Below are 21,578 nucleotides of genomic sequence, written 5' to 3' on the forward strand. Positions count from 1 at the left end.
GGCGAGAGGCCGGCGGTCATAATGACAACGTAAAACGCCATGGGGGAAATGATGCACGTAGCAGGCCAGACGCCTGATGAGTACGGCATCCTGATCGTCGAGGACGATTTCCGGATCGCCGAGATCCACCGCGCCTTCATCGAGCAGAGCCAGGGCTTCCGCGTGGTGGGAATGGCACGCAGTGGGGCCGAGGCACGCGAGCTGATGGCTCGGCATGCCTGTGCCGTGCAACTGGTGCTACTCGATGCCTACCTGCCCGATGTCGAGGGGCTCGAGCTACTGTGGGCGCTGCGCCGCGATCACGTGCATATCGATATCGTCATGATAACCGCGGCGCGCGAGGTGGATACCATCTCCGAAGCGTTGCGCGGCGGCATCTTCGACTACTTGATCAAGCCGGTCGAGGCGGCGCGCATGGCGCAGATGCTGGCGCGTTTTCGCCGCGAGCGCGAGGCGTTGGCGTCACGCAGCGAGCTCAGTCAGGAGGAACTCGACCGAGTGCTGGCCCGGCTGCGTCCCGAGGGGGCGACGAGCACGGCGACACGCAACCTGCCCAAGGGCATCGACCGTTTGACGCTGCGTGCGGTGGTAGCGGCGCTCGACAGCGCCGGCAAGCCTCTGGCCGCCATGGAAGTGGCACGCGCCATGGGGGCTAGCCGATCGACGGCGAGGCGCTACCTGGAGTTCCTGGTATCGGTACAGGTCGTGAGCGCCGAGCTGGGCTATGGTGACGTCGGGCGGCCCGAACGGCGCTACCGGCTGGCAGGAGACGCGTCGCTCTGGTGCGAAGAGGGTTGACAGAGAAATTGAGAGAGAAGGGCTGAGAGTTGCAATACGGCCGTGAGCACAATGGACAAAATGCTCACAAAGAACACTTTGTCGTTTATGTTCAGAAACTTGTCTATGTTGTGAAGACTCCTCTAACGTTCGAGGCGTACGCCCTCGGGCGGTGACACAATAATTATCCGACAACCGGAGAACGCCATGACTGCCAAGTTGCCCGTCAAGCACCTGACCCTGTTGGCTCTGCCGTTGGCTGCTGCCAGCCTGGCCACCCTGGCTCAGGCTCAGGACTGGACGCCTACCCGTTCCATCGAGTTCATCGCCCCGGCCAACCCGGGCGGCGGCTGGGATACCCTGGTGCGCACGACCTCCCGCGTCATCCAGGAGGAAGGGCTGGCTGACCAGAACTTCGCCGCCATCAACGTGCCGGGAGGCGGCGGTGCCGTGGCTTGGGCGCAGATCGCGCGCGACAGCGGCAACCCGCACAAGCTGTTTGCCACCAGCCCGCCCATCATCCTGGTGCCGCTGGCAGGGACCTCTCGCCACGATCACACCGCTTTCACCCCGATCGCGCGCCTGATCACCGACTACTCCATCGTGCTGGTGCGTGATGACTCTCCCTACAGCGACCTGAACGAGCTGTTCGCGGCCATGCAGGAGAATCCCAACCTCAGCGTTGGCGGCGGTAGTGCCCCGGGTTCGATGGACCATATCTCCATTGCTGGTCTTGCCTCCGCGGCAGGGTTGAACGCAGCGGAAGTCAATTACGTGCCGTTCTCGGGCGGTGGCGAGGCCATGACCAGCCTGATGGGTGGCCATGTCGAAGCAGTGATTACCGGCGCTGGCGAGGCCTCCGGCCAGCTGGGCGAGGGTAGCGATATCCGTGCTCTGGGGGTTTCCGCTCCCGAGCGCATGGGAGGTGCGCTGGCTGACGTGCCCACCTACCAGGAGCAGGACATTGATTACACCTTTGATATCTGGCGTGGCGTGATGGGGGCCCCGGACATGTCCGCGGAAGCCGTGGCCTACTACGAGGACCTGTTCGCCCAAATGCTGGAAACCGACGGCTGGGAACAGGCTCGTGAGCAACTGGGTTGGATCGATGCCTACCAGAACAGCGAAGAGTTCGGTGACTTCCTCGATGCGCAGAAGGCGCAGTTCAGCGAAGTACTGAGCGATCTCGGCCTGCTCGGCCAGTAAGCGAAGGCAAGACTCTCGACCAGGGCTTCGCTACGGAGCCCTGGTCGGTTCATCCTGCAACACCTGAGCCATTCGGCTCGAGGTTTTCCCCATGACACGATTCAATACCAACCAGTGGCTGGCACTCATCATCGCCGTGTTTGCCGCCGCCTACCTGTGGATGGCGTGGCAGATCCCCTCGTTCCCCTTGCCCCGTCCGGTGGACTCCGATCTCTTTCCCAAGGTGCTGGGGTTCACTCTGCTTGCATTGGCTGCCTTGCTGTTCCTGGAGCGTCCGGCCGAAGTGGTCAGTGGCGACGAGGAAGCGGATGCGGCGGCACAAGCGGCTCGGGAAGACACTGCCCGATCGTTGCTGCTGAGCCCTTGGTCGCGCGTCGTCGTGACTTCGCTGGCCATCGTGGCCTACGCGCTGCTGCTGGTACCGTTCGGTTTCGTGCTGGCTTCCACCCTGTTGGGCTTCGGCCTGAGCTGGTACTTCGGCTACCGCCGCCATGCGATCAACCTGGTGGTATCGCTGGGCGTAGTGTTGACGCTCTACCTGACTCTCACCCGTGCCATGGGCGTCTACCTGCCCACCGGCCTGCTGCCATTCTGATTGGCTGGAGAGACTTCCATGGAGTCCTTGAACAATCTGATGTACGGCTTCGGCATCGCGCTGGAGCCGATGAACATCGCCTATGTCTTCTTTGGCGTATTTGCCGGCACGATCATCGGCATGCTGCCGGGGCTCGGGCCAATCAGCGCACTGGCGCTGATGATCCCCATCACGTTCGCCATGGAGCCTTCCTCGGGCCTGATCCTGATGGCGGGAGTCTACTATGGCGCGATCTTCGGCGGCTCGACCTCGTCGATCCTGCTCAACGCGCCGGGTGTGGCGGGAACCGTGGCCACCTCCTTCGACGGTTATCCGATGGCCAAGCAGGGCATGGCGGGCAAGGCCCTGGCCATCGCCGCCTATGCCTCGTTCATCGGCGGTACCGTTTCCATCGTGTTCTTGATGCTGGTGGCGCCGCTGCTGGGCAAGGTGGCCGTCAGCTTCGGTCCGGCCGAGTACTTCTCGCTGATGGTACTGGGCCTGACGGCGGTGGTGTCGCTGTCCGACAAGTCGCTGGTGAAGGGCCTGATCGCCGCAGTACTCGGGGTGATGATCTCGATCATGGGCATCGATCTGCAGACTGGTACCGAGCGCTATACCTTCGGTAGCGCGCACCTGTTGGACGGTATCGACTTCCTGGTGGTAGCGCTGGGTATCTTCGCTCTGGCCGAGGTGTTCTACATCCTGCTGCGCGGCGGCGGCGGCAAGGAGGCGCCACGTAACGCCATCGGTTCGCTCAAGCTGTCGCGTAGCGAAGTGAGCCAGATCGCGCCTCCCATCGCACGTAGTTCGGTGCTCGGCTTCTTCACCGGCGTACTGCCGGGTGCCGGTGCCACCATCGGTTCGTTTCTCGGCTACAGCATGGAGAAGCGTCTGGCGAAGGACGGTCACACCTTCGGCAAGGGCAACATCAAGGGCGTGGCGGCACCGGAGGCGGCCAACAACGCGGCCTGTACCGGCTCCTTCGTGCCGCTGCTGACGCTGGGCGTGCCGGGGTCGGGCACTACCGCGGTGCTGCTTGGCGCGCTACTGATCATGGGCGTCTCGCCGGGGCCGATGATGCTCGAGAATCGCCCGGACGTGTTCTGGGGCGTGATCGCCAGTATGTACATCGGCAACATCTTCCTGCTGGTTCTCAACCTGCCGTTGATCCCGTTGATCGCCAAGATTCTCGACATGCCGAAGCCGATGCTGCTGTCGCTGATCCTGATCTTCTGCATGGTTGGCGTCTATGGCATGAGCTTCAGTATCTTCGACCTGCTGTTGCTGCTTGGCTTCGGTCTGCTGGGACTTGGCATGCGCCTGTTCGGTTTCCCCACCGCGCCGCTGATTCTGGGCCTGATTCTCGGCGCTATCATGGAAGAGTCGATGCGTCGCGCCCTGCAGATCTCCGGCGGTGATTGGTCGACCTTCATCGACAAGCCGATCTCCATGTGGCTGCTGATCATCGCGGCGTTGTCGCTGCTGTTGCCGCTGGCCAAGCGGGGCCTGACCAAGATGCGCAGTCCAGCCGCTTCCTAGCAGCTCAGCCGCTTCCTAGTAGCTCGGCCACAGACTAGAAGTAGCAGCACCTTTCCCTGCAGGGGCGTCGAGAGATCGACGTCCCTGCTTGCGTTGGGTGAGGCGCACTTGCTTGGTGCGTGTTCGTGGTGCAGGCGGACGTTGTCGGCGCAAAGGTTCACCTGGCCTGTGCACGCCTGCGGTGCTATGGGGTGAGTTCTGGCTCGAATAGCTTCACGTAACTGTATGTAATGTAAGCCTTCCAAGGGTTTTGCCGCATGATGGCGCAGGCCTTGCAATGGCTTGGGGCCTAGCGCTGTGCGGCCGGTGTCGGCCGTGCATGAACTTCACAACAAGTCTCTCCCCCAGGAGGGCGCAAGGAGGTTCGAGTGAACGCTTCCCGTCGCAACATGCCTTTCCCCGTTCGCATCATGTCATCCCCGTCCTGTGCTGTGGCCGCAGCCCTGCTGGCGGTAGCGTCCTACGGCGCTGTCGGTCAGGCACTGGCCCAGGAAGAGCCCATCAAGGTGGGCATCCTGCACTCGCTCTCCGGCACCATGGCGATCAGTGAATCGACCCTCAAGGACACCGTCGAGATGCTGATCGAACAGCAGAACGAGCAGGGCGGCCTGTTGGGTCGTCAGCTCGAGGCGGTGGTGGTCGACCCGGCCTCCAACTGGCCGCTGTTCGCCGAGCGTGCCCGTGAGCTGCTCGAGCAGCACGAAGTGGACGTGGTGTTCGGCAACTGGACCTCGGTCTCGCGCAAGGCCGTGCTGCCAGTGTTCGAGGAACTCAATGGCTTGCTGTTCTATCCAGTGCAGTACGAGGGCGAAGAGTCCTCGGAGAATGTCTTCTACACCGGGGCGGCGCCCAACCAGCAGGCCATCCCGGCGGTGGAATACCTGCTCAACGAGGTGGGCGTGGAACGCTTTGCGCTGCTCGGCACCGATTACGTCTACCCGCGTACCACCAACCGTATCCTCGAAGCCTTCCTCAAGGAGGAGCATGGCATCGCCGACGAGGACATCATGATCAACTACACGCCGTTCGGTCACTCCGACTGGCAGAACATCGTCGCCGAGGTGCGCCGCTTCGGCAGCGAGGGCAAGAAGACCGCGGTGGTCTCCACCATCAACGGCGACGCCAACGTACCGTTCTATCGCGAACTGGCCAACCAGGGCATCGACGCCGCCGACATTCCGGTCATCGCCTTCTCGGTAGGTGAGCAGGAACTCTCCGGCATCGATACTGGCCCGCTGGTGGGTCACCTGGCCGCCTGGAACTACTTCATGAGCGTGGACACCGACGCCAACTACGACTTCATCGACGCCTGGATCGACTATACCGGCGACGAGGAGGCGGTGACCAACGATCCCATGGAGGCGCACTACATCGGTTTCAACATGTGGGCCGAGGCGGTGCGCAAGGCCGGTACCACCGACGTCGATGCGATCAAGGAGGCCATCATCGGCGTGACCGTGCCCAACCTGACCGGCGGCTATGCGGCGATGATGCCCAACCACCACATCACCAAACCGGTGCTGATCGGCGAGGTACAGGACAACGGTCAGTTCGACATCGTCTGGCAGACGCCCTCCACCGTGGCCGGCGACGCCTGGTCCGACTACCTGCCGGGCTCGCGTGACCTGATCGCTGACTGGCGCAAGCCCATGGAGTGCGGCAACTTCAACGTGGCCAGCGGCCGCTGCGGCGGGAGCACCGCTGCCGAAGAGGCCGAAGCGGTGCTCGCCGAGTAAGCCCTGCATGGCCCTCGCTGCCCGGCAGCGGGGGAGCACGCCTTCTTCACCGATTCCGAGGAACGCTCCGATGAGATATCCCCCTGTGGCCTGGCCAGTGGCGACCGGGGCGAGGGCCGGCAGCGCCGTCGAAGACAGCGAGCCCATGCATGCCGCAACGAGGGGTTCGTGGCTGATGGTTCTCGTCCTTGCCCTCACGCTCGCACTTGGTCTTACGTTGGCTGCTCCCGCATCCGCGCAGGACGCCGAAAGGTCCGACGATACAATGGCACAGGCGCTTCTCGCGGCGCTGGACGTGTCGTCGTTTGCCGCCAAGGGCGAAGCCATCGAGGCCATCGTGCGCAGCGACGATCCTCGCGCACGGGGCTGGCTCCAGGCCTTGCTCGATGGTCGTTTGCAGCGCACCGACGATGGCCGCTTCGTGGTGGTGCTCGACAACTCGGGCCGCCAATGGCCGGTCGAGGACGCCCTGACCGGAGAGGCCCTGGGCGAGATGTCGCGCCGCGACCTGGACCGCATCGGCATCAACAACGCGCGGCGCAACCAACTGCGCAGCGCCATCGCCGTGGTCGATCTCTATGCCGCCGATGCCGGGTTGCGCCGCGCTTCCGCCGAGCGGTTGCTGGGCGAGGTCGACGGCGACTTGGCCGGCTCCCTGGCCGAGGTGATCGAGGCGGAGCCGGATGCGCGAGTGAAAGAGCGGCTGCTCCAGGCACTCGCCATCTACCGCCTGGAGCAGGGCGAGGTCGAGGCAATAGACGATCTACGCGGCAGCCTGCACCCTCGCGTGCGGGTGGCGCTTGCTCGCGCGGCGTCGGGCGCGATAGAAAGCCGCGCCGCGGCGGGTGAAGAACCCACGCTGGTCGAGGAGGCCAGGAGCGCCTTGAGCGGCATCGAGCAGAAGCTCAAGGTCAACCGTGCGGTCGAGACGCTCTACTTCGGCCTGTCTCTGGGCTCGGTGCTGGTACTCGCCGCCATCGGTCTGGCCATTACCTTCGGCGTGATGGGCGTGATCAACATGGCCCACGGCGAGCTGATCATGCTCGGCGCCTATACCACTTGGGCCATGCAGCAGTTGCTGCCGGGCCAGCCGGGGCTGGCCTTGATCCTGGCGATTCCCACCGGCTTCCTGGTTGCGGCATTGGCAGGTATTGCCATCGAGCGCGGCGTCATCCAGTTCCTGAAGGGACGGCCGCTGGAAACGCTCTTGGCCACCTTCGGCATCAGCCTGATCCTGCAGCAACTGGTGCGCACCGTCATTTCGCCGCTCAACCGCACCGTCGTCACGCCGCAGTGGATGAGCGGTTCCATCGCCATCAACGATGCGCTTTCTCTCACGCTCAACCGGATGGTGGTGCTCGGCTTCGCCCTGGTGGTGTTTGCCGCGTTGATGTTGATCATGCGTCGCACCCGGCTCGGCCTGGAGGTGCGGGCGGTGACTCAAAACCGCGCCATGGCGCGCTCGATGGGCATCCGCGCCACGCGGGTCGACATCCTGACCTTCGCCTTGGGCTCCGGGGTGGCAGGGCTGGCCGGCGTGGCGCTCAGCCAGCTCACCAACGTGGGTCCCAACCTGGGCCAGAACTACATCATCGACTCCTTCATGGTGGTGGTTTTCGGTGGGGTGGGGAACCTGTGGGGTACTCTGGTGGCAGGGCTGTCGCTCGGCGTCATCAACCAGGTGCTGGAACCCTGGGCCGGTGCCGTGATGGCCAAGATCATCGTGCTGGTGTTCATCATCCTGTTCATTCAAAAGCGCCCCCGCGGACTCTTCCCGCAGAAGGGCCGGGCGGCGGAGGGCTGATCCATGCAATCGAGATCGTGGCTGATGAGGCCGTTCGGCGAACGCTCGACGCTGATCTTCCTCGGTGTGCTGCTGGCGACGATGGCCCTGGTGACGCTACTGCACGTGGCCGTGCCGGCGGGGCATCCGCTCTACGTCAGTGCTTATACCGTTAACTTGTTCGGCAAGTATCTGAGCTACGCCCTGCTGGCGGTGGCGGTAGACCTGGTGTGGGGCTATCTCGGTATCCTCAGCCTGGGCCATGGCGCCTTCTTCGCCCTGGGCGGCTATGCCATGGGCATGTACCTGATGCGCCAGATCGGTGACCGTGGCGTTTATGGCCACCCGGTGCTGCCTGACTTCATGGTGTTCCTCAACTGGGACAGCCTGCCGTGGTACTGGCATGGCTTCGACATGGCCGGGTTCGCCTTCCTGATGGTGTTGTTGATACCGGGAGCGTTGGCGCTGATGTTCGGTTTCCTGGCGTTTCGCTCACGGGTCACCGGGGTTTACCTATCGATCATCACCCAGGCGTTGACCTTTGCTCTGATGCTGGCCTTCTTCCGCAACGAGATGGGCTTTGGCGGCAACAATGGACTGACCGACTTCCGCGAGATCCTCGGCTTCAACCTGCGCAGTAGCGATACCCGGCTGGGATTGTTCCTGGCCACCGGCGTGGCGCTGGCGCTGGGCTATGTGTTGTGCCGTGCCATCGTCACCAGCAAGCTGGGCCGGGTGTGCGTGGCGACCCGCGACGCCGAGGCGCGCACGCGTTTCCTCGGCTACCGGGTCGAGCGCTTTCAGCTGTTCGTGTTCGTGGTCTCGGCCATGCTGGCGGGCCTGGCCGGGGCGCTCTACGTGCCTCAGGTAGGCATCATCAACCCCAGCGAGTTCTCGCCGCTGTTCTCCATCGAGATCGTGCTGTGGGTGGCGCTGGGCGGTCGTGCGACCCTCTACGGCGCGGTGATCGGGGCGATCCTGGTCAACTACGCCAAGACGGTGTTCACCGGCGTGATGCCCGACGCCTGGCTGTTCGCCCTGGGCGGACTGTTCGTGCTGGTCACGGTGTTTCTGCCGCGTGGCGTGGCAGGGCTGCTGGCGCTGCGGCTGCGCCGCCGTGGTGACAGTGACGCTTCGCTTTCCGCCAAGGAGGCTGCGGCATGAGCTTTCTGCGTTCCCTGGCTAGCCGCGATCGGGTCTTCGATTTCCTGGTCCCCGTCGAATCGCCGGTCGACGTGCGCCACGGGCCGATTCTCTACCTCGAAGACGTCACGGTCAGCTTCGACGGATTCAAGGCGATCAACGACCTGAACCTGACCATCGACGACGGCGAGCTGCGCTGCATCATCGGACCCAACGGCGCCGGCAAGACCACCATGATGGACATCATCACCGGCAAGACCCAGCCCGATAGCGGCAAGGTGTGGTTCGGCAGTCGCCACGACCTGCTGACCATGAACGAGCCGCAGATCGCTAGCCTCGGCATTGGCCGCAAGTTCCAGAAGCCCACGGTGTTCGAGGCGCTCACGGTATTCGAGAACCTGGAACTGGCGATGGCCGCCGACAAACGCATCCTGCCCACGCTTACGGCACGCATGAACGGCGAGATTCGCGACCGCATCGACGAGGTGCTGCTGACCATCGGCCTGGCCGAGCTGCGCGGGCGCCGGGCGGGCATTCTCTCCCACGGCCAGAAGCAGTGGCTGGAGATCGGCATGCTGCTGATGCAACGACCACGGCTGCTGTTGGTAGACGAGCCGGTGGCGGGGATGACCGAGCAGGAGATGGAGCGTACTGCCGAGCTGCTGACCGGGCTTGCCGGCAAGCAGTCGGTCGTCGTGGTGGAGCACGACATGGGCTTCGTGCGTTCCATCGCGCGCAAGGTGACGGTGCTGCATCAGGGGGGCGTGCTGGCCGAGGGCAGTATGGACCAGGTGTCGAGCGACCCGCGGGTGGTCGAGGTCTACCTGGGCGCCGAAGCCGAGGAGGAGGCGGTCTGATGCTCGAAATCGACAAGCTCAATCAGTTCTATGGCGAGAGCCACACCCTATGGGACCTCGACCTGAGCGTGCCGGCGGGTCAGTGCACCTGCGTGATGGGACGCAACGGGGTGGGCAAGACCACCCTGATGAAGGCGATCATGGGTGAGGTGGCGGTGGCCTCCGGCAGCATCCGCTATGCCGACGATGTGGAGCTGACCAAACGGCGGGTGGAGGATCGCTCGCGGCTGGGGATCGGCTATGTGCCCCAGGGGCGGCAGATCTTTCCGCTGTTGACCGTGGAGGAGAACCTGCGCACCGGCCTGGCGGCCCGGGGGGACGGTCGGCGCACCATTCCGGAGCGCATCTTTGAACTCTTCCCGGTGCTCGAGGAGATGAAGCACCGTCGGGGCGGTGATCTCTCGGGTGGCCAGCAACAGCAGTTGGCTATCGGTCGGGCGCTGGTGATCGAGCCACGCCTGCTGATTCTCGACGAGCCGGGGGAGGGCATCCAGCCCAATATCGTTACCCTGATTGGCGAGGTGATCCGCAAGCTGATCGCCGAAGACGGACTGACCGTGCTGCTGGTGGAGCAGAAGCTGCCCTTTGCGCGCAAGTATGCCGATCGCTTCGCGATCATGGATCGCGGCCGGCCGGTGGCCAAGGGTGCGATCGGCGAGCTGTCCGATGCTCTGATCAAGGAACACCTGACGGTATAGCCGTTCTGCCAAGGTGAGGAATTCGCTCCTGCACCGTTCTGGGCCGTGGTCAAGAGAATCATCAAGCGCTCATGCGCAGAAACTGTGCGCCGCGCGGGCTTTCGTGCGCTAATCTGGTGCGAAGCTGACCCTTGCAAGTGTGACTGTATACAAAATAACTCAATGAAATATATTCGTTTTTTCTGCATTTCACCGTTCTGGTACAGCGGTTGCCATGAATAGGGCAAAGCCTCGACGGAGAGGCCGAACCCTGTTGCAGAAGGCCGATGCCAATGACGGCTCGTTTCGACGCCAAGACACTGCTGCCGCCCTGCGCCTCCGGTCACCGCTTCGATGCCGGCCGTCGCTGGGTGGCGTCGCTGGAACTCGGCTTCGACCGGCGCCAGGGGGCCACCCGCCTGGTACGGGCTCGTCATCAGGGCCCGCTGCGGGTGCAGCGGCCTTTCTATCCCGAGGGGCGTGAGGGCTCGTGCCATGTCTACCTGCTGCATCCACCCGGAGGGCTGGTCAGCGGCGATGTGTTGCACGTCTCGGTTCAGGTCGAATCGGGTGCTCGTGCGCTGGTGACGACGCCTGCGGCCAACAAGCTCTATCGTGCCGACAGCCATGGTGTGGCCTGGTCCCAGCGCACCGAGCTGGAGGTGGCGTCGGGCGGAGTGCTCGAGTGGCTGCCCCAGGAGACCATCGCCTTCGATGGCTCGTGCGGTGAACAGCACACGGCCATCGAATTGGCCGACGATGCGCGTTGCCTGGGCTGGGAGGTGCTGGCGCTGGGCCGACCGGCGAGCCGGCTGCCCTACGTGTCGGGCCGAATCGAGCAGCGCTTTCGGCTGTTGAGAGATGGCACGCCGCTGTGGCTGGAGCGCCAGCCGCTCGACCCGGCACACCCGCGCTTCGCCGGTCGCTGGGGGCAGGGTGGCGTCAGCGTGCAGGCCACCCTCTGGGCCGTGGGCCTCGACGATGAAGCCCTGGCCGTCGAGGCACTGCGTGACGCAATAACGCCGAGCCCGCGCTGGGCGGTGACCGTGCGCCATGGCGTATTGTTGCTGCGCTATCTCGGGCATGAGCGTAACGAGGCCTGGGATCTTTGCCAGCAGGCCTGGGCCTGTCTCAGGCCGCTGCTGATCGATTCTCCTTCCCATCCCCCCCGTATCTGGTTCACCTGACGATTCCAGGAGGCTCGCATGGAACTGACCCCGAGAGACAAGGACAAGCTGCTGCTGTTCTCGGCCGCCCAACTGGCCGAGCGACGCCGGGCTCGCGGCCTCAGGCTCAACTACCCGGAGGCGGTGGCGCTGATCAGCTTCGAGATCATGGAAGGCGCGAGAGACGGTCGCAGCGTGGCCGAGTTGATGAGCTACGGCCGCGAGATCCTCTCGCGAGACGACGTGATGGAGGGGGTGGCCGAGATGGTGCACGAAGTTCAGGTGGAGGCCACCTTCCCCGACGGCACGAAGCTGGTCACCGTCCACACACCCATCGTCTAGCGGAGGTCGAAATGGCTGCGCTCGGCCATACCGCGTTGAACATCGGCTCGCCATGCTCATTGAGCACCCAGTCAACTCCGCTGGCTCGCCTCTGTTCGCCTTGTCTGGCCGTCGCTCGCTCATTTCCGCAACGTTGTTAAGGAGGCGTCATGATTCCTGGTGAATATCGGTTGAAAGTCGGCGAGATCGAGCTCTGCGCCGGGCGCGAGCGGATCACGGTCGAGGTGGCCAATACCGGCGACCGGCCGATTCAGGTCGGCTCCCACTACCACTTCGCCGAGACCAATCCGGCCCTCGTCTTCGACCGCGCCAAGGCACGCGGCTTTCGCCTGGACGTAGCGGCGGGCACGGCGATTCGCTTCGAGCCGGGTCAGACGCGAGACGTCACGCTGATTCCTTTTGCCGGCACGCGCCATATCTACGGCTTTCGTGGTGAGGTGATGGGTCCGCTCTCCAGCGCGCCCGCTGCCGCGCGCAAATCGTCATCCGGAGACGCAGCGAATGGGGAACCGTTATGACCACGCCTAACAAGATCAGCCGGCAGGCCTATGCCGACATGTACGGTCCTACGGAGGGCGACCGGGTGCGCCTGGGCGACACCGAGCTGTGGATCGAAGTCGAGCGCGACGCGACCCATTACGGTGATGAGGTGAAGTTCGGCGGCGGCAAGGTGATCCGCGACGGCATGGGCCAGAGCCAGCGCCTCGACGATACGGTGATGGATACCGTGATCACCAACGCCTTGATCCTCGACTGGTGGGGTATCGTCAAGGCGGATGTCGGTATCCAGGCCGGTCGTATCGCAGCCATCGGCAAGGCGGGCAATCCCGACACCCAGCCCGACGTCGACATCGTCATCGGCCCCGGCACCGAGATCATCGCCGGCGAGGGCAAGATCCTCACCGCCGGCGGTATCGACGCGCACATTCACTTCATTTGCCCGCAGCAGGTGGAAGAGGCGCTGATGAGCGGCATCACCACCATGCTCGGCGGCGGCACGGGGCCAGCCACCGGCTCCAATGCCACCACCTGCACGCCGGGCGCCTGGCACATCGGCAGGATGCTACAGGCGGTGGACGAACTGCCGATGAATATCGGCCTGCTGGGAAAGGGTAATGCCAGCCTGCCCGACGCCTTGGAGGCGCAGATCGAAGCCGGCGCCATCGGTCTCAAGCTGCACGAGGACTGGGGCACCACGCCGGCTTCCATCGACACATGTCTGAGCGTGGCCGAAAAGTACGACGTACAGATCGCCATCCATACCGACACGCTCAACGAGTCGGGCTTCGTCGAGGACACCCTGGCCGCCTTCAAGGAGCGCGGCATCCATACCTATCACACCGAGGGTGCCGGTGGCGGTCACGCGCCGGACATTCTAATTGCTTGTTCCAAGCCCTACGTGCTGCCGTCTTCGACCAACCCGACCCGGCCCTACACGGTGAACACCATCGACGAGCACCTCGACATGCTGATGGTGTGCCACCACCTCGATCCCAACATTCCGGAGGACGTGGCCTTCGCTGATTCGCGCATCCGCCGCGAGACCATTGCCGCCGAGGACATCCTGCAGGACCTGGGGGTGATCTCGATGATTGCCTCGGACTCCCAGGCCATGGGGAGGGTCGGCGAGGTGGTGTGCCGCACCTGGCAGACCGCGCACAAGATGAAGGTGCAGCGTGGTCTGCTGCCGGAGGATGAAGCGCTTGGCGCCGACAACTTCCGTGCCCGGCGCTACATCGCCAAGTACACCATCAACCCGGCGATCACCCACGGTATCGGTCATGAGGTGGGTTCCATCGAGGTCGGCAAGCTGGCCGACCTGGTGCTGTGGAGCCCGGCCTTCTTCGGCGTCAAGCCGGCGCTGATTCTCAAGGCAGGCATGATCGCGGCGGCACCCATGGGCGACCCCAACGCCTCGATTCCCACGCCGCAGCCGGTGCATTACCGCCCCATGTTCGGTGCCTTCGGCCGTGCGGCGAGCCTGTCGCGGTTGACCTTCGTCAGCCAGGCGGCGCTGGACGCCGGCATCAAGGAGCGGCTGGGCCTGCAAAGCGGGCTGGCGGTATGCAAGAGCGTGCGTGGGGTGCGCAAGGGCGACATGAAGCTCAACGATGCCTGCCCCGAGCTCAGCGTCGATCCGCAGACCTACGAGGTGCGCTGTGACGGTGAGCTGCTGACCTGTGAGCCGGCCACCGAGCTGCCATTGGCGCAGCGCTACCACCTTTTCTGAGATTCGGGCTACGACGAGCAAGGCAAGCGGCGCCGGGGGTAGGCAGGAGCGAGGGTCTTTTGCCATGGATGGCAAAAGTAGCGTACAGGGAAGTATTTACAGCGCCCTCGCGAAGGCCTGCCGCCGGATCTGCCGCGGACAACTTCACCGAGGCAATAGCCATGCTGAAACTGATCGAACGCCTGGGACCCATCGAGGGGCGCCAGGCTAGTGACACCCTCACGCTGCCCTATGAGCTGCGCATTCGCGGACGGCTCAAAGCGGTGAGCGACGCTGGCCGCGAGCTGGGCCTGTTCCTCGACCGCGGGCCGGTGCTGCGCGACGGCGAGGGTCTGCGCGCCGAGGGCGGCGAGATCGTGCGGGTCAGGGCCGCTGCCGAGCCGGTGGTCACGGCGCGTGTGGCAGCGGGCCTGCCACTGGCGCGGCTTGCCTACCACCTGGGCAATCGCCACGTACAACTGGCCCTGGGCGAGGACGGGCGGGGTGGTTACGTGCGCTTCCCGCCGGACCACGTGCTGGAAGAGCTGGCCGAGTTGTTGGGCGCAAGCCTGGAACGGCATGAGGCTCCCTTCGATCCCGAGCCGGGCGCCTACAACCCGCTCGGCCATTCACGTGCGCATGACCACGATCATGACCATGAGCACGGCCACGATCACAGTCACCACGGCCATGGCCATCACCATGCCCATTGAGGCGGTTCAGGGGATGGCGCAGGGCGACGACCTGGCCCTGCTGGGGTTGCTGCAACTGGTCAGCCCGGCGCTGCCGATCGGCGCCTTTGCCTTTTCGCAGGGGCTCGAGAGTGCCTTCGAGCTGGGCTGGGTGGATGACGAAGTGAGCCTGGGCGAATGGCTTGCCGGTGTGCTCGACGATGGCCTGGCACGCTGCGAGCTGCCGGTATTGATGCGTCTGCATCGCGCCTGGGCAGTGGGCGATGGCACGGCCGTGGCGCAGTGGGACCGCTGGCTCGCCGCCAACCGCGAGACCGCCGAGCTGGCGGCGGAAGACTCACGCCTGGGCGCGTCGCTGGCCCGGTTGCTTGGTAGCCTGGAGCTGCTGCCTTCCGATTTTGCCACTGAGGCCCCTGCGCTGCCGGAGGGGGCGGGCTACGTGACCGTGTTCGCCTGGGCCGCCCAGGTACGCGGCGTCGCACCGCGCCAGGCTATGCTCGGCTTCGCCTGGGCTTGGCTCGAGAACCAGTTGGCGGTGGCCTGCAAGGCGCTGCCGCTGGGGCATACCGCCGCCCAGCGACTGATCGAACGGCTGCGCCCGGCGTTGGTCGCGGCGGCGGATAAGGCATGCGCGCTGGAAGACGACGAACTCGGCCCGGCACTGCCCGGCCTGGCATTGGCCAGTGCACTGCACGAAACGCAGTACTCGCGATTGTTTAGAAGCTAGTAGGAAGAGGGAAGAGGGAAGGCAGGGCATGAGTTTTCCTCCCTCTTCGAGTCGCGAAGCGACGTCTTCCTTCTCGTGACTTTCCGAACGTCGAATTCATGAAAGGAGCAAGACGATGACACATTGCCTACGCGTCGGCGTCGGCGGCCCGGTGGGCTCCGGCAAGACGGCGCTGCTCAAGCAGCTCTGCCTGGCGCTGCGCGACCACTACGACATTGCTGTGGTCACCAACGATATCTACACCCGTGAGGATGCCGATTTCCTGCTGCGTCACGAGGCGCTGCCGGCCGACCGCATCCTGGGCGTGGAGACCGGTGGCTGCCCGCACACGGCGATCCGCGAAGACGCCTCGATGAACCTTGCCGCCATCGATGAGCTGCAGGGGCGACATCCCAACCTGGAGCTGGTGCTGGTGGAGTCGGGCGGCGACAACCTCTCGGCTACCTTCAGCCCCGAGCTCTCCGACCTCACGCTCTACGTGATCGACGTCTCCGCCGGTGACAAGATCCCGCGCAAGGGCGGGCCCGGTATCACCAAGTCGGACCTGCTGATCATCAATAAGATCGACATCGCCGAGCAGGTTCACGCCTCGCTGGAGGTGATGGAGCGCGATTCCCGAAAGATGCGCAGCGAGCGTCCGTTCGTCTTCACCAACCTCTACGACGGCGTGGGTCTCGAAGAGATCATCCGCTTCATTCTCGAGCGCGGCATGTTGCCGGAGCGCCGGCCGCCGGAGCGTCGTCCCCAGGCCCAGCCGGTCAACGCCCGGGCCTAATCCCGTTTTCCTTATCGACAAGGAGATCACCACCATGAAGAAACGTCATACCTCTGCCGCGTGCCTGGCACTGGCCAATGCCCCCCTCATGCTGCTGGTCGCGGGCATGGCCGTTGGCCACCCGGGCCACGACCATGTCCACGGCAGCGGCTTTGCCGACGGCCTGGCGCATCCGTTGCTGGGGCTCGATCACCTGCTGGCGATGCTGGCCGTCGGTCTGTGGAGCTTGCGCCAGAGTCGCGCTTTCAGCCTGGCGGCGCCACTGCTTGCCGCCGGTGGCATGCTGCTGGGAGCCGGGCTGGCCTGGGGCGGGCTGGCACTGCCGGGCGTGGAGTTCGGCATCGCCATGTCGGTGCTGCTGGCGGGTGTATTGATTGCCGCACTGGTCAAGGTGCCGACCGCAGTGGGCGCCGGTGTGGTGATACTGTTCATGCTGTTCCACGGCCATGCCCACGGCAGCGAGATGCCCCATGGTGCCTCCATGCTGGCGTACCTGGCCGGTTTCACGCTGGCCACGCTGGCGATTACCTATGTGGGCCGCCTGGCCGGTGGGTTTCTCATGCAGCGGGAGAACCGTTTCCTGCGGGCTTTGGGCGTGGCGATCGCGGTAGTGGGGGCACTGTTTGCCTTCGGCTGATCGCGCGCCGAGTTGAAGTCCCGCAACGTCTCTCCTCCCTGATGTCCTACATGCCCGACTTCGGTCGGGCGTGTCATTGTTGGCCAGGGCGGTTCGACCTTGACTCAAGTTGACAGGAAACGTGCGACCGCCCAGTTTGAATGAGCAGAAAGGTAAAGGAGGGTGCATGGATACGCTACTGCTGGCGATCAAGATCGTCATCACCCTGCTGGTCGCGATTCTCTTCTTGCAGAATATCGTCCTGGTCGAGGTGCGCTTCCTGGCATGGGGAACACGCATGCCGCTGGCGTTGTTGCTGCTCGTCATCTACGTGCTTGGCATGGTCAGCGGCAAGGCGCTGTTGACGTTCATACGCCGGTTACGGAGCGATAGAAAGCACAGCTCCCGGTATTGAGGGGACATGGGGGGGCTCGCCTCAGTCCACATGCGTGACCGCCTCTCGTCGTGGATCGATATACCACGGTAGGCCGCGGCGGGCGTTGTATTCGAGTTCGGCGATGACCTGGGCGCCGAGCAGCAGGATCACGGCCCCTACTTCCAGGGTCAGCAGCACCACGATCAGCGTGGCGAGTGAGCCGTAGACCACGTTGACCAGCGAGACGTTGAGAAAGTAGAACATCAGCAGGAAGCGGACCCCTTCCCATAGCAGGGCGGCGACGAAGCCGCCCACCAAGGCTCTTTTCAAGGCGATCTTGACCACGGGAAGGACTTTGTAGATGGCGCTGAAGAGCAGGAAGACACCGAGGAAGCTGAACAGGTTGAGCAGGGGATCGGAGAGGCCGGCCAAGGGCATGTCGCGCCCGGCGACCACTCGCCATAGGGTACCGATCGCCTCGGCCAGGGTCACCATCAGGGTGAGGGCGGCCAGGCCGGCTCCCAGCACCAGCATGAACAAGTAGGGGAGCAGTACCGAGACCCAAATTCGGCGCTTGGGTTGGGCTTCCGGCGTGTGGAAGATGATCGCCAGGGCGTCTTCCAGCATGCGAAAGACGAAGGAACTGAACACCAGCAGCATCAGAATGCCGAACAGCCCGATCACATCGCGCGATTCCAGCAGGGTACGCACCGCTTCCAGCAGGCCCTCGGCGTGGGCGGGAGCCAAGTGAGTCAACTGGACGCTGAGGACCTCGAGCAGCACGGCTTCGTCCACGACCCGCGTCAGCAGTACGGCGAGCAGGGCGAAGAGTGGCACGATGGAAAGTAGGATATTGTAGCCGACACCCCCTGCCAGCAGGATGCCGCGGTTGCGCAGGAAGGCGACCAGGACTCGCCACAGGAAGGCACCAACGCGAGGAATCAGGACGAACATGACACGCTGCGACCTGTGATCTCGAGACATGACGAGTGTCGCTCCTTGTGCCGAACTGGGAATCCTGTTCGTTAAGGTATTAGCGTACACCGAAGGCCACAAGCCTGGCCGCTTCGCTGGATGCTTCGTGGAGGTCCGCTACACTGGGGCTGACGGTAGCCGATAGCTACCTCTCGACTCTTCCAACCGGACAGCAAGGAGAGCTGTATGCGCAATATCATCTACATCATTGGCCTGATCGTTGTGGTGCTTTTCATCCTGTCGATGCTGGGACTGCGTTAAGCCCCTGGCGGATGCCTGACAAGCGCTAGGCACAGGCCATGGCCGGCAGCATGCCGGTCATGGCATGTCGTTCATCAGTGTTCTTCCAGCAGCGTCTCGATCAGTGCGTGCAGGCGCTCCTGATTGAAACGGGCGCCGTCCGAGCTGGGCGTAGGGTCGGCGGTAATGGCCACCGTCAATTCGCGAGCAGGGATCACATAGAGCCCCTGACCACCGAAGCCGCGTCCATAGTAGACGCGCTCCCCAGCCAGCGTGGTGATGAACCAGCCATATCCGTAGTTGTCGCCTGTCCAGCGTGAGGTGCCATGCGGTTGCCAGGAAGCCTCCACCCACGCTTCCGGCAGTACGCGCACTCCATCGATTACACCATCGAGGCGGTAGAGTTCGCCGAGGCGTATCAGGGCCAGGGGAGAAAGGGCCATGTCGTTACCGCCGAAAAAGATGCCCTGCGGGTCCTGCGGCCAAGGTGGAATGGTGATACCAAGGGGGGCGCCAAGCAGGCGCCGAGCCAGCGCCAGGGTGCTTTCACCACTCGCTTCGGTAAGGGCGGCGGAGAGCAGGTGGGAACTGCCGGTAGAGTAGAGCATCTCGTCTCCGGGGCGAGCAACGAAGGGGCGGCTCAGAGCATCGGCAATCCAGTCGCTGCTTGCGACCCAGGCACCGTAGTTGCGTCCCGAGGTTCGCTCGAGCCCTGCCTGCAGGGTCAGCAGATGTTCCACGGTGATCTGGTCGATGCGTGGATCGGCATCGGCGGGAATTCGCGAGCCGAGCAGCTCCACGATGGGCTGGTCGACGCCCTCGATCACTTCCGCCTCGATGGCGGCTCCGGCCAGTGCCGCCAGCACGGTCTTGGACAGCGATTTGATGTTGACTGGCTGGTCGGTGGCGGGACCTGCCAGGCGGTGATCCAGAACGATCTCGCCCTGCTCGGCGACCACGATGGCGTGTAGCCGGGAAACTTCGCTCGCCCGCTCTACTAGCCGCGCCAGCGCTCGCTCGCTGACGCTCTCCTGCGCTGCTCCCTGTGCCTGGGCCTGGGCCAGTGGCGGGAATGGGCCGAGTAGGCACAGGCACAGCGCGAGCGCCGGCATGAGCAGGCATCGCCAAAGATGAAGAGGATGCGCCAGGGCAGCTAGGCTAATCGACATGCTCGCTCTCGTGTGGAAATGTTCCTCTGTTCGAGAACGCCAGGCTGCCGGAGGTTCCGGGAGTCCTCGTCGGGCTTTTACTCACTTATCGTCAATGAGGGGCTGCAACGATGTGTCCACTCCTGCTGCGTTGGCTTGGGGTAGGGCTGTTACTGCTGCTGCTGACCGGTTGTGTCGGCCGTGTCATGCCGCCCGAGCCGCAGTCGCTGGCCCATCCCGTCGATATCTACCTGCTCGATCATGGCCGTCACTCGAGCCTGGTGCTGCCGCACGCAGAGGGTGGGGTGGTGCGCTACAGCTATGGTGAGTGGCGCTGGTACGTCGAGGGGCGCCGGAATTTTCCGGCCGGCGCTGCGGCCATGCTGTGGCCTACCGAAGCGGGGCTGGGACGTGGCATCCACCCCGAGATCGAATCGCCCTACCAGTTCCACCGGCTGGCGCCCGAGGGAGTGGCCGAGGTCTACCCGTTCCAGGCCGAGGCGAGCCGGGTACAGGCATTGCAACGGCACCTCGATGGGCATTTCGAACGGGCCGAAGTCGAGCCGGTGGCGAGTGAGGAGTTCGGACTGGAATTCGTTCCCTATCCGCGAGGATATTCTGCCGCCCATCAGTCGAACCTGGTCGTTGCGCGCTGGTTGCGTGCCCTGGAAGTCGAAGTCCAGGGTTCACCGTGGTTTTCCAATTGGCGTGTCGATGAGTCCTGAGTCGGCATGGTTCCGCTCTTTCTCAGCCCGAGTGTGCGCAGTTGGCCAAGGGGCGGTTGCTTCCTTTTACCCCAGGGTATCGCTATGTATGCTGAGGAAGGAGCGGTACGAGAATACTGAAAGGACCAACAGGAGGGTCTAGCCCATGCCGGAGACAGCCGAGAGCCCACTCTACAAGGACAGGCGAGTTTTGGTGCTGGTGGCCATTGCCCTGCTCGCCATCGTCTGGGCGATATTTGCACACAACAATGCCAGCGATTATCGGGAGCGCAGTGCCGCGCTCGAAGAACAGTTGACGGCACTCGAGGGCGAGCATCAGGAATTGATCGGCGAACTCAACCAGCGCAACCAGGCGGGCGAGGATATCGAGACGCTTCAGGCGAGGCTGGCTGAGCTCGAAGAGGAGCGACAGTCGGTGGAGGCGACCCTTGACGAGGAACAGCAGGCTGTCCGGGGTGAGATCGAGCGGCTCGAGGCCGAAGCCTCGGAGGCGGAAAACCGCCTCGCAGAGTTGCAGGAACAGCAGAACTCGCTGGAAAGCGATCTCGAGGCCCGCCGCAACGAGCAGGCCGAAATGGAAAATAGCCTCGCTGCCCTGCGCGATGACTACCAGGCGGTGGATGAAGCGCGAGCCGATGCCGAAGCAGCCCGCCAGGATGCCGAGAATGCCCGCCAGGAGGCGGAGGCGACACGTCAGGCCGCTGAGGAAGAGCGTCAGCAAGCCGAAGAGGCACGCCAGCAGGCGGAGGCTGAACTCGAGCAGATTTCCAACGAGCTGGGCCAGATGCGAGAAGATGCTGAGGTTGCCCAGGAGCGGCTGGGTACGCTCAATGCGGCGATCGAAGAGCGTGAGCAGACCTTGGGGGCACTGGAGAACGACATCGAGGCACTGGAAGCCTGGCGGGATGAGATCGAGGCCGAGGTGGGTGAAATCCGCGATGAGCGTGACGCCGCCACATCCGAGCTTGAATCGATTCGCCAGGAACGCAACGAGGTGAACCAGGAAATCGATTCGGGCCGTAGCCAGCTCGAGGAAGTGGAAGCTCAGGCCGAGCGGCGCCAGCAGCAGCTACAGCAGCTCGAGGAACAACTGGCGCAATGGCGCGATGCGCTGGCCGAACTCGAGCTGCGTACCGAATCGACCGAGCAGGGCCAGTAGCCGCAAGGTCAGGATGAGGCCGCCAGCGAGGCCGAGGGCGCCAGTGAGCGCAGTTGACCGGGTGGGTAGACGTGGTGGCGGGATATGGCTCGCCATGAGCGTTCAGGCGTGCCCATGCGCTGGCAGTGGCGCG

General features: G+C 64.1%; 22 protein-coding genes. 20 read left to right on the forward strand and 2 right to left on the reverse strand.

Translation table 11 applies throughout. The features are described 5' to 3' along the window. Positions 1 to 39: 39 nt before the first annotated feature. The 18 genes from HOP51_RS13810 (at position 40) to HOP51_RS13895 (ending at position 17,237) form a co-directional block, all read left to right on the forward strand. Positions 40 to 798, forward strand: coding sequence for a response regulator (locus HOP51_RS13810; RefSeq protein WP_234274486.1), 759 nt, complete (start codon positions 40 to 42; stop codon positions 796 to 798). A gap of 186 nt (positions 799 to 984) precedes the next feature. Further along, positions 985 to 1,983 (forward strand): tripartite tricarboxylate transporter substrate binding protein, encoded by a 999-nt coding sequence (locus tag HOP51_RS13815; RefSeq protein ID WP_234274487.1) that lies wholly within the window; start codon positions 985 to 987, stop codon positions 1,981 to 1,983. Positions 1,984 to 2,074: 91 nt separating this feature from the next. Next, positions 2,075 to 2,578, forward strand: a complete 504-nt coding sequence (locus HOP51_RS13820; protein ID WP_234274488.1) for a tripartite tricarboxylate transporter TctB family protein — start codon at positions 2,075 to 2,077, stop codon at positions 2,576 to 2,578. A gap of 18 nt (positions 2,579 to 2,596) precedes the next feature. Then, complete coding sequence (locus HOP51_RS13825) at positions 2,597 to 4,099, forward strand: tripartite tricarboxylate transporter permease (RefSeq protein ID WP_234274489.1); 1,503 nt, start codon at positions 2,597 to 2,599, stop codon at positions 4,097 to 4,099. A 410-nt stretch (positions 4,100 to 4,509) separates the two neighbouring features. Next, on the forward strand, positions 4,510 to 5,835 hold the full coding sequence (urtA, locus tag HOP51_RS13830) for an urea ABC transporter substrate-binding protein (RefSeq protein ID WP_234274598.1): 1,326 nt from the start codon (positions 4,510 to 4,512) through the stop codon (positions 5,833 to 5,835). 175 nt (positions 5,836 to 6,010) lie between these two features. Then, positions 6,011 to 7,639, forward strand: coding sequence for an urea ABC transporter permease subunit UrtB (gene urtB / locus HOP51_RS13835; RefSeq protein ID WP_407061810.1), 1,629 nt, complete (start codon positions 6,011 to 6,013; stop codon positions 7,637 to 7,639). Between the two features lie 3 nt (positions 7,640 to 7,642). Further along, complete coding sequence (gene urtC / locus HOP51_RS13840) at positions 7,643 to 8,782, forward strand: urea ABC transporter permease subunit UrtC (protein WP_234274491.1); 1,140 nt, start codon at positions 7,643 to 7,645, stop codon at positions 8,780 to 8,782. Then, positions 8,779 to 9,618 carry an urea ABC transporter ATP-binding protein UrtD gene (urtD, locus tag HOP51_RS13845; RefSeq protein WP_234274492.1) on the forward strand — a complete coding sequence of 280 codons (840 nt, stop codon included), beginning with the start codon at positions 8,779 to 8,781 and terminating at the stop codon, positions 9,616 to 9,618. Before urtC ends, urtD begins: the two co-directional genes overlap by 4 nt. Beyond that, positions 9,618 to 10,316, forward strand: coding sequence for an urea ABC transporter ATP-binding subunit UrtE (urtE, locus tag HOP51_RS13850; protein WP_149327259.1), 699 nt, complete (start codon positions 9,618 to 9,620; stop codon positions 10,314 to 10,316). Before urtD ends, urtE begins: the two co-directional genes overlap by 1 nt. Before the next feature lie 266 nt (positions 10,317 to 10,582). Continuing rightward, complete coding sequence (locus HOP51_RS13855) at positions 10,583 to 11,482, forward strand: urease accessory protein UreD (protein WP_407061805.1); 900 nt, start codon at positions 10,583 to 10,585, stop codon at positions 11,480 to 11,482. 18 nt (positions 11,483 to 11,500) lie between these two features. Continuing rightward, the gene (ureA, locus tag HOP51_RS13860; protein ID WP_234274493.1) at positions 11,501 to 11,803 is read left to right on the forward strand and encodes an urease subunit gamma; all 303 of its coding nucleotides are present in this window, start codon (positions 11,501 to 11,503) and stop codon (positions 11,801 to 11,803) included. Positions 11,804 to 11,952: 149 nt separating this feature from the next. Further along, a complete protein-coding gene (locus tag HOP51_RS13865) occupies positions 11,953 to 12,321 on the forward strand; it encodes an urease subunit beta (protein WP_234274494.1) in 369 nt (122 codons plus the stop codon). Next, on the forward strand, positions 12,318 to 14,033 hold the full coding sequence (ureC, locus tag HOP51_RS13870; protein WP_234274495.1) for an urease subunit alpha: 1,716 nt from the start codon (positions 12,318 to 12,320) through the stop codon (positions 14,031 to 14,033). Before HOP51_RS13865 ends, ureC begins: the two co-directional genes overlap by 4 nt. A gap of 161 nt (positions 14,034 to 14,194) precedes the next feature. Further along, positions 14,195 to 14,725: an urease accessory protein UreE gene (ureE, locus tag HOP51_RS13875; protein WP_234274496.1), complete on the forward strand. Its 531-nt coding sequence runs from the start codon at positions 14,195 to 14,197 to the stop codon at positions 14,723 to 14,725. Next, entirely contained in the window at positions 14,703 to 15,431 is a 729-nt protein-coding gene (locus HOP51_RS13880) for an urease accessory protein UreF (protein ID WP_234274600.1), read from the forward strand. Before ureE ends, HOP51_RS13880 begins: the two co-directional genes overlap by 23 nt. Before the next feature lie 115 nt (positions 15,432 to 15,546). Continuing rightward, positions 15,547 to 16,206 (forward strand): urease accessory protein UreG, encoded by a 660-nt coding sequence (ureG, locus tag HOP51_RS13885; protein ID WP_234274497.1) that lies wholly within the window; start codon positions 15,547 to 15,549, stop codon positions 16,204 to 16,206. A gap of 34 nt (positions 16,207 to 16,240) precedes the next feature. Beyond that, complete coding sequence (locus HOP51_RS13890) at positions 16,241 to 16,843, forward strand: HupE/UreJ family protein (protein ID WP_234274498.1); 603 nt, start codon at positions 16,241 to 16,243, stop codon at positions 16,841 to 16,843. Positions 16,844 to 17,009: 166 nt separating this feature from the next. After that, positions 17,010 to 17,237 (forward strand): lipopolysaccharide assembly protein LapA domain-containing protein, encoded by a 228-nt coding sequence (locus tag HOP51_RS13895; protein ID WP_234274499.1) that lies wholly within the window; start codon positions 17,010 to 17,012, stop codon positions 17,235 to 17,237. A 21-nt stretch (positions 17,238 to 17,258) separates the two neighbouring features. Here HOP51_RS13895 and HOP51_RS13900 read toward each other — a convergent pair whose 3' ends face one another. Both HOP51_RS13900 and HOP51_RS13905 read right to left on the reverse strand, forming a co-directional pair. Further along, the gene (locus HOP51_RS13900) at positions 17,259 to 18,182 is read right to left on the reverse strand and encodes a YihY/virulence factor BrkB family protein (RefSeq protein ID WP_234274500.1); all 924 of its coding nucleotides are present in this window, start codon (positions 18,180 to 18,182) and stop codon (positions 17,259 to 17,261) included. Positions 18,183 to 18,508: 326 nt separating this feature from the next. Beyond that, complete coding sequence (locus HOP51_RS13905) at positions 18,509 to 19,582, reverse strand: serine hydrolase domain-containing protein (RefSeq protein ID WP_234274501.1); 1,074 nt, start codon at positions 19,580 to 19,582, stop codon at positions 18,509 to 18,511. Positions 19,583 to 19,692: 110 nt separating this feature from the next. Between HOP51_RS13905 and HOP51_RS13910 the strand changes: the two genes are divergently transcribed. Together HOP51_RS13910 and HOP51_RS13915 are read left to right on the forward strand one after the other, a co-directional pair. Continuing rightward, on the forward strand, positions 19,693 to 20,286 hold the full coding sequence (locus HOP51_RS13910) for a hypothetical protein (RefSeq protein WP_234274502.1): 594 nt from the start codon (positions 19,693 to 19,695) through the stop codon (positions 20,284 to 20,286). Positions 20,287 to 20,431: 145 nt separating this feature from the next. After that, positions 20,432 to 21,445, forward strand: coding sequence for a coiled-coil domain-containing protein (locus HOP51_RS13915; protein WP_234274503.1), 1,014 nt, complete (start codon positions 20,432 to 20,434; stop codon positions 21,443 to 21,445). Positions 21,446 to 21,578: the final 133 nt, after the last annotated feature.

The organism is Billgrantia zhangzhouensis, assembly GCF_021404465.1.
In the GTDB taxonomy this organism is placed as follows: domain Bacteria; phylum Pseudomonadota; class Gammaproteobacteria; order Pseudomonadales; family Halomonadaceae; genus Halomonas; species Halomonas zhangzhouensis.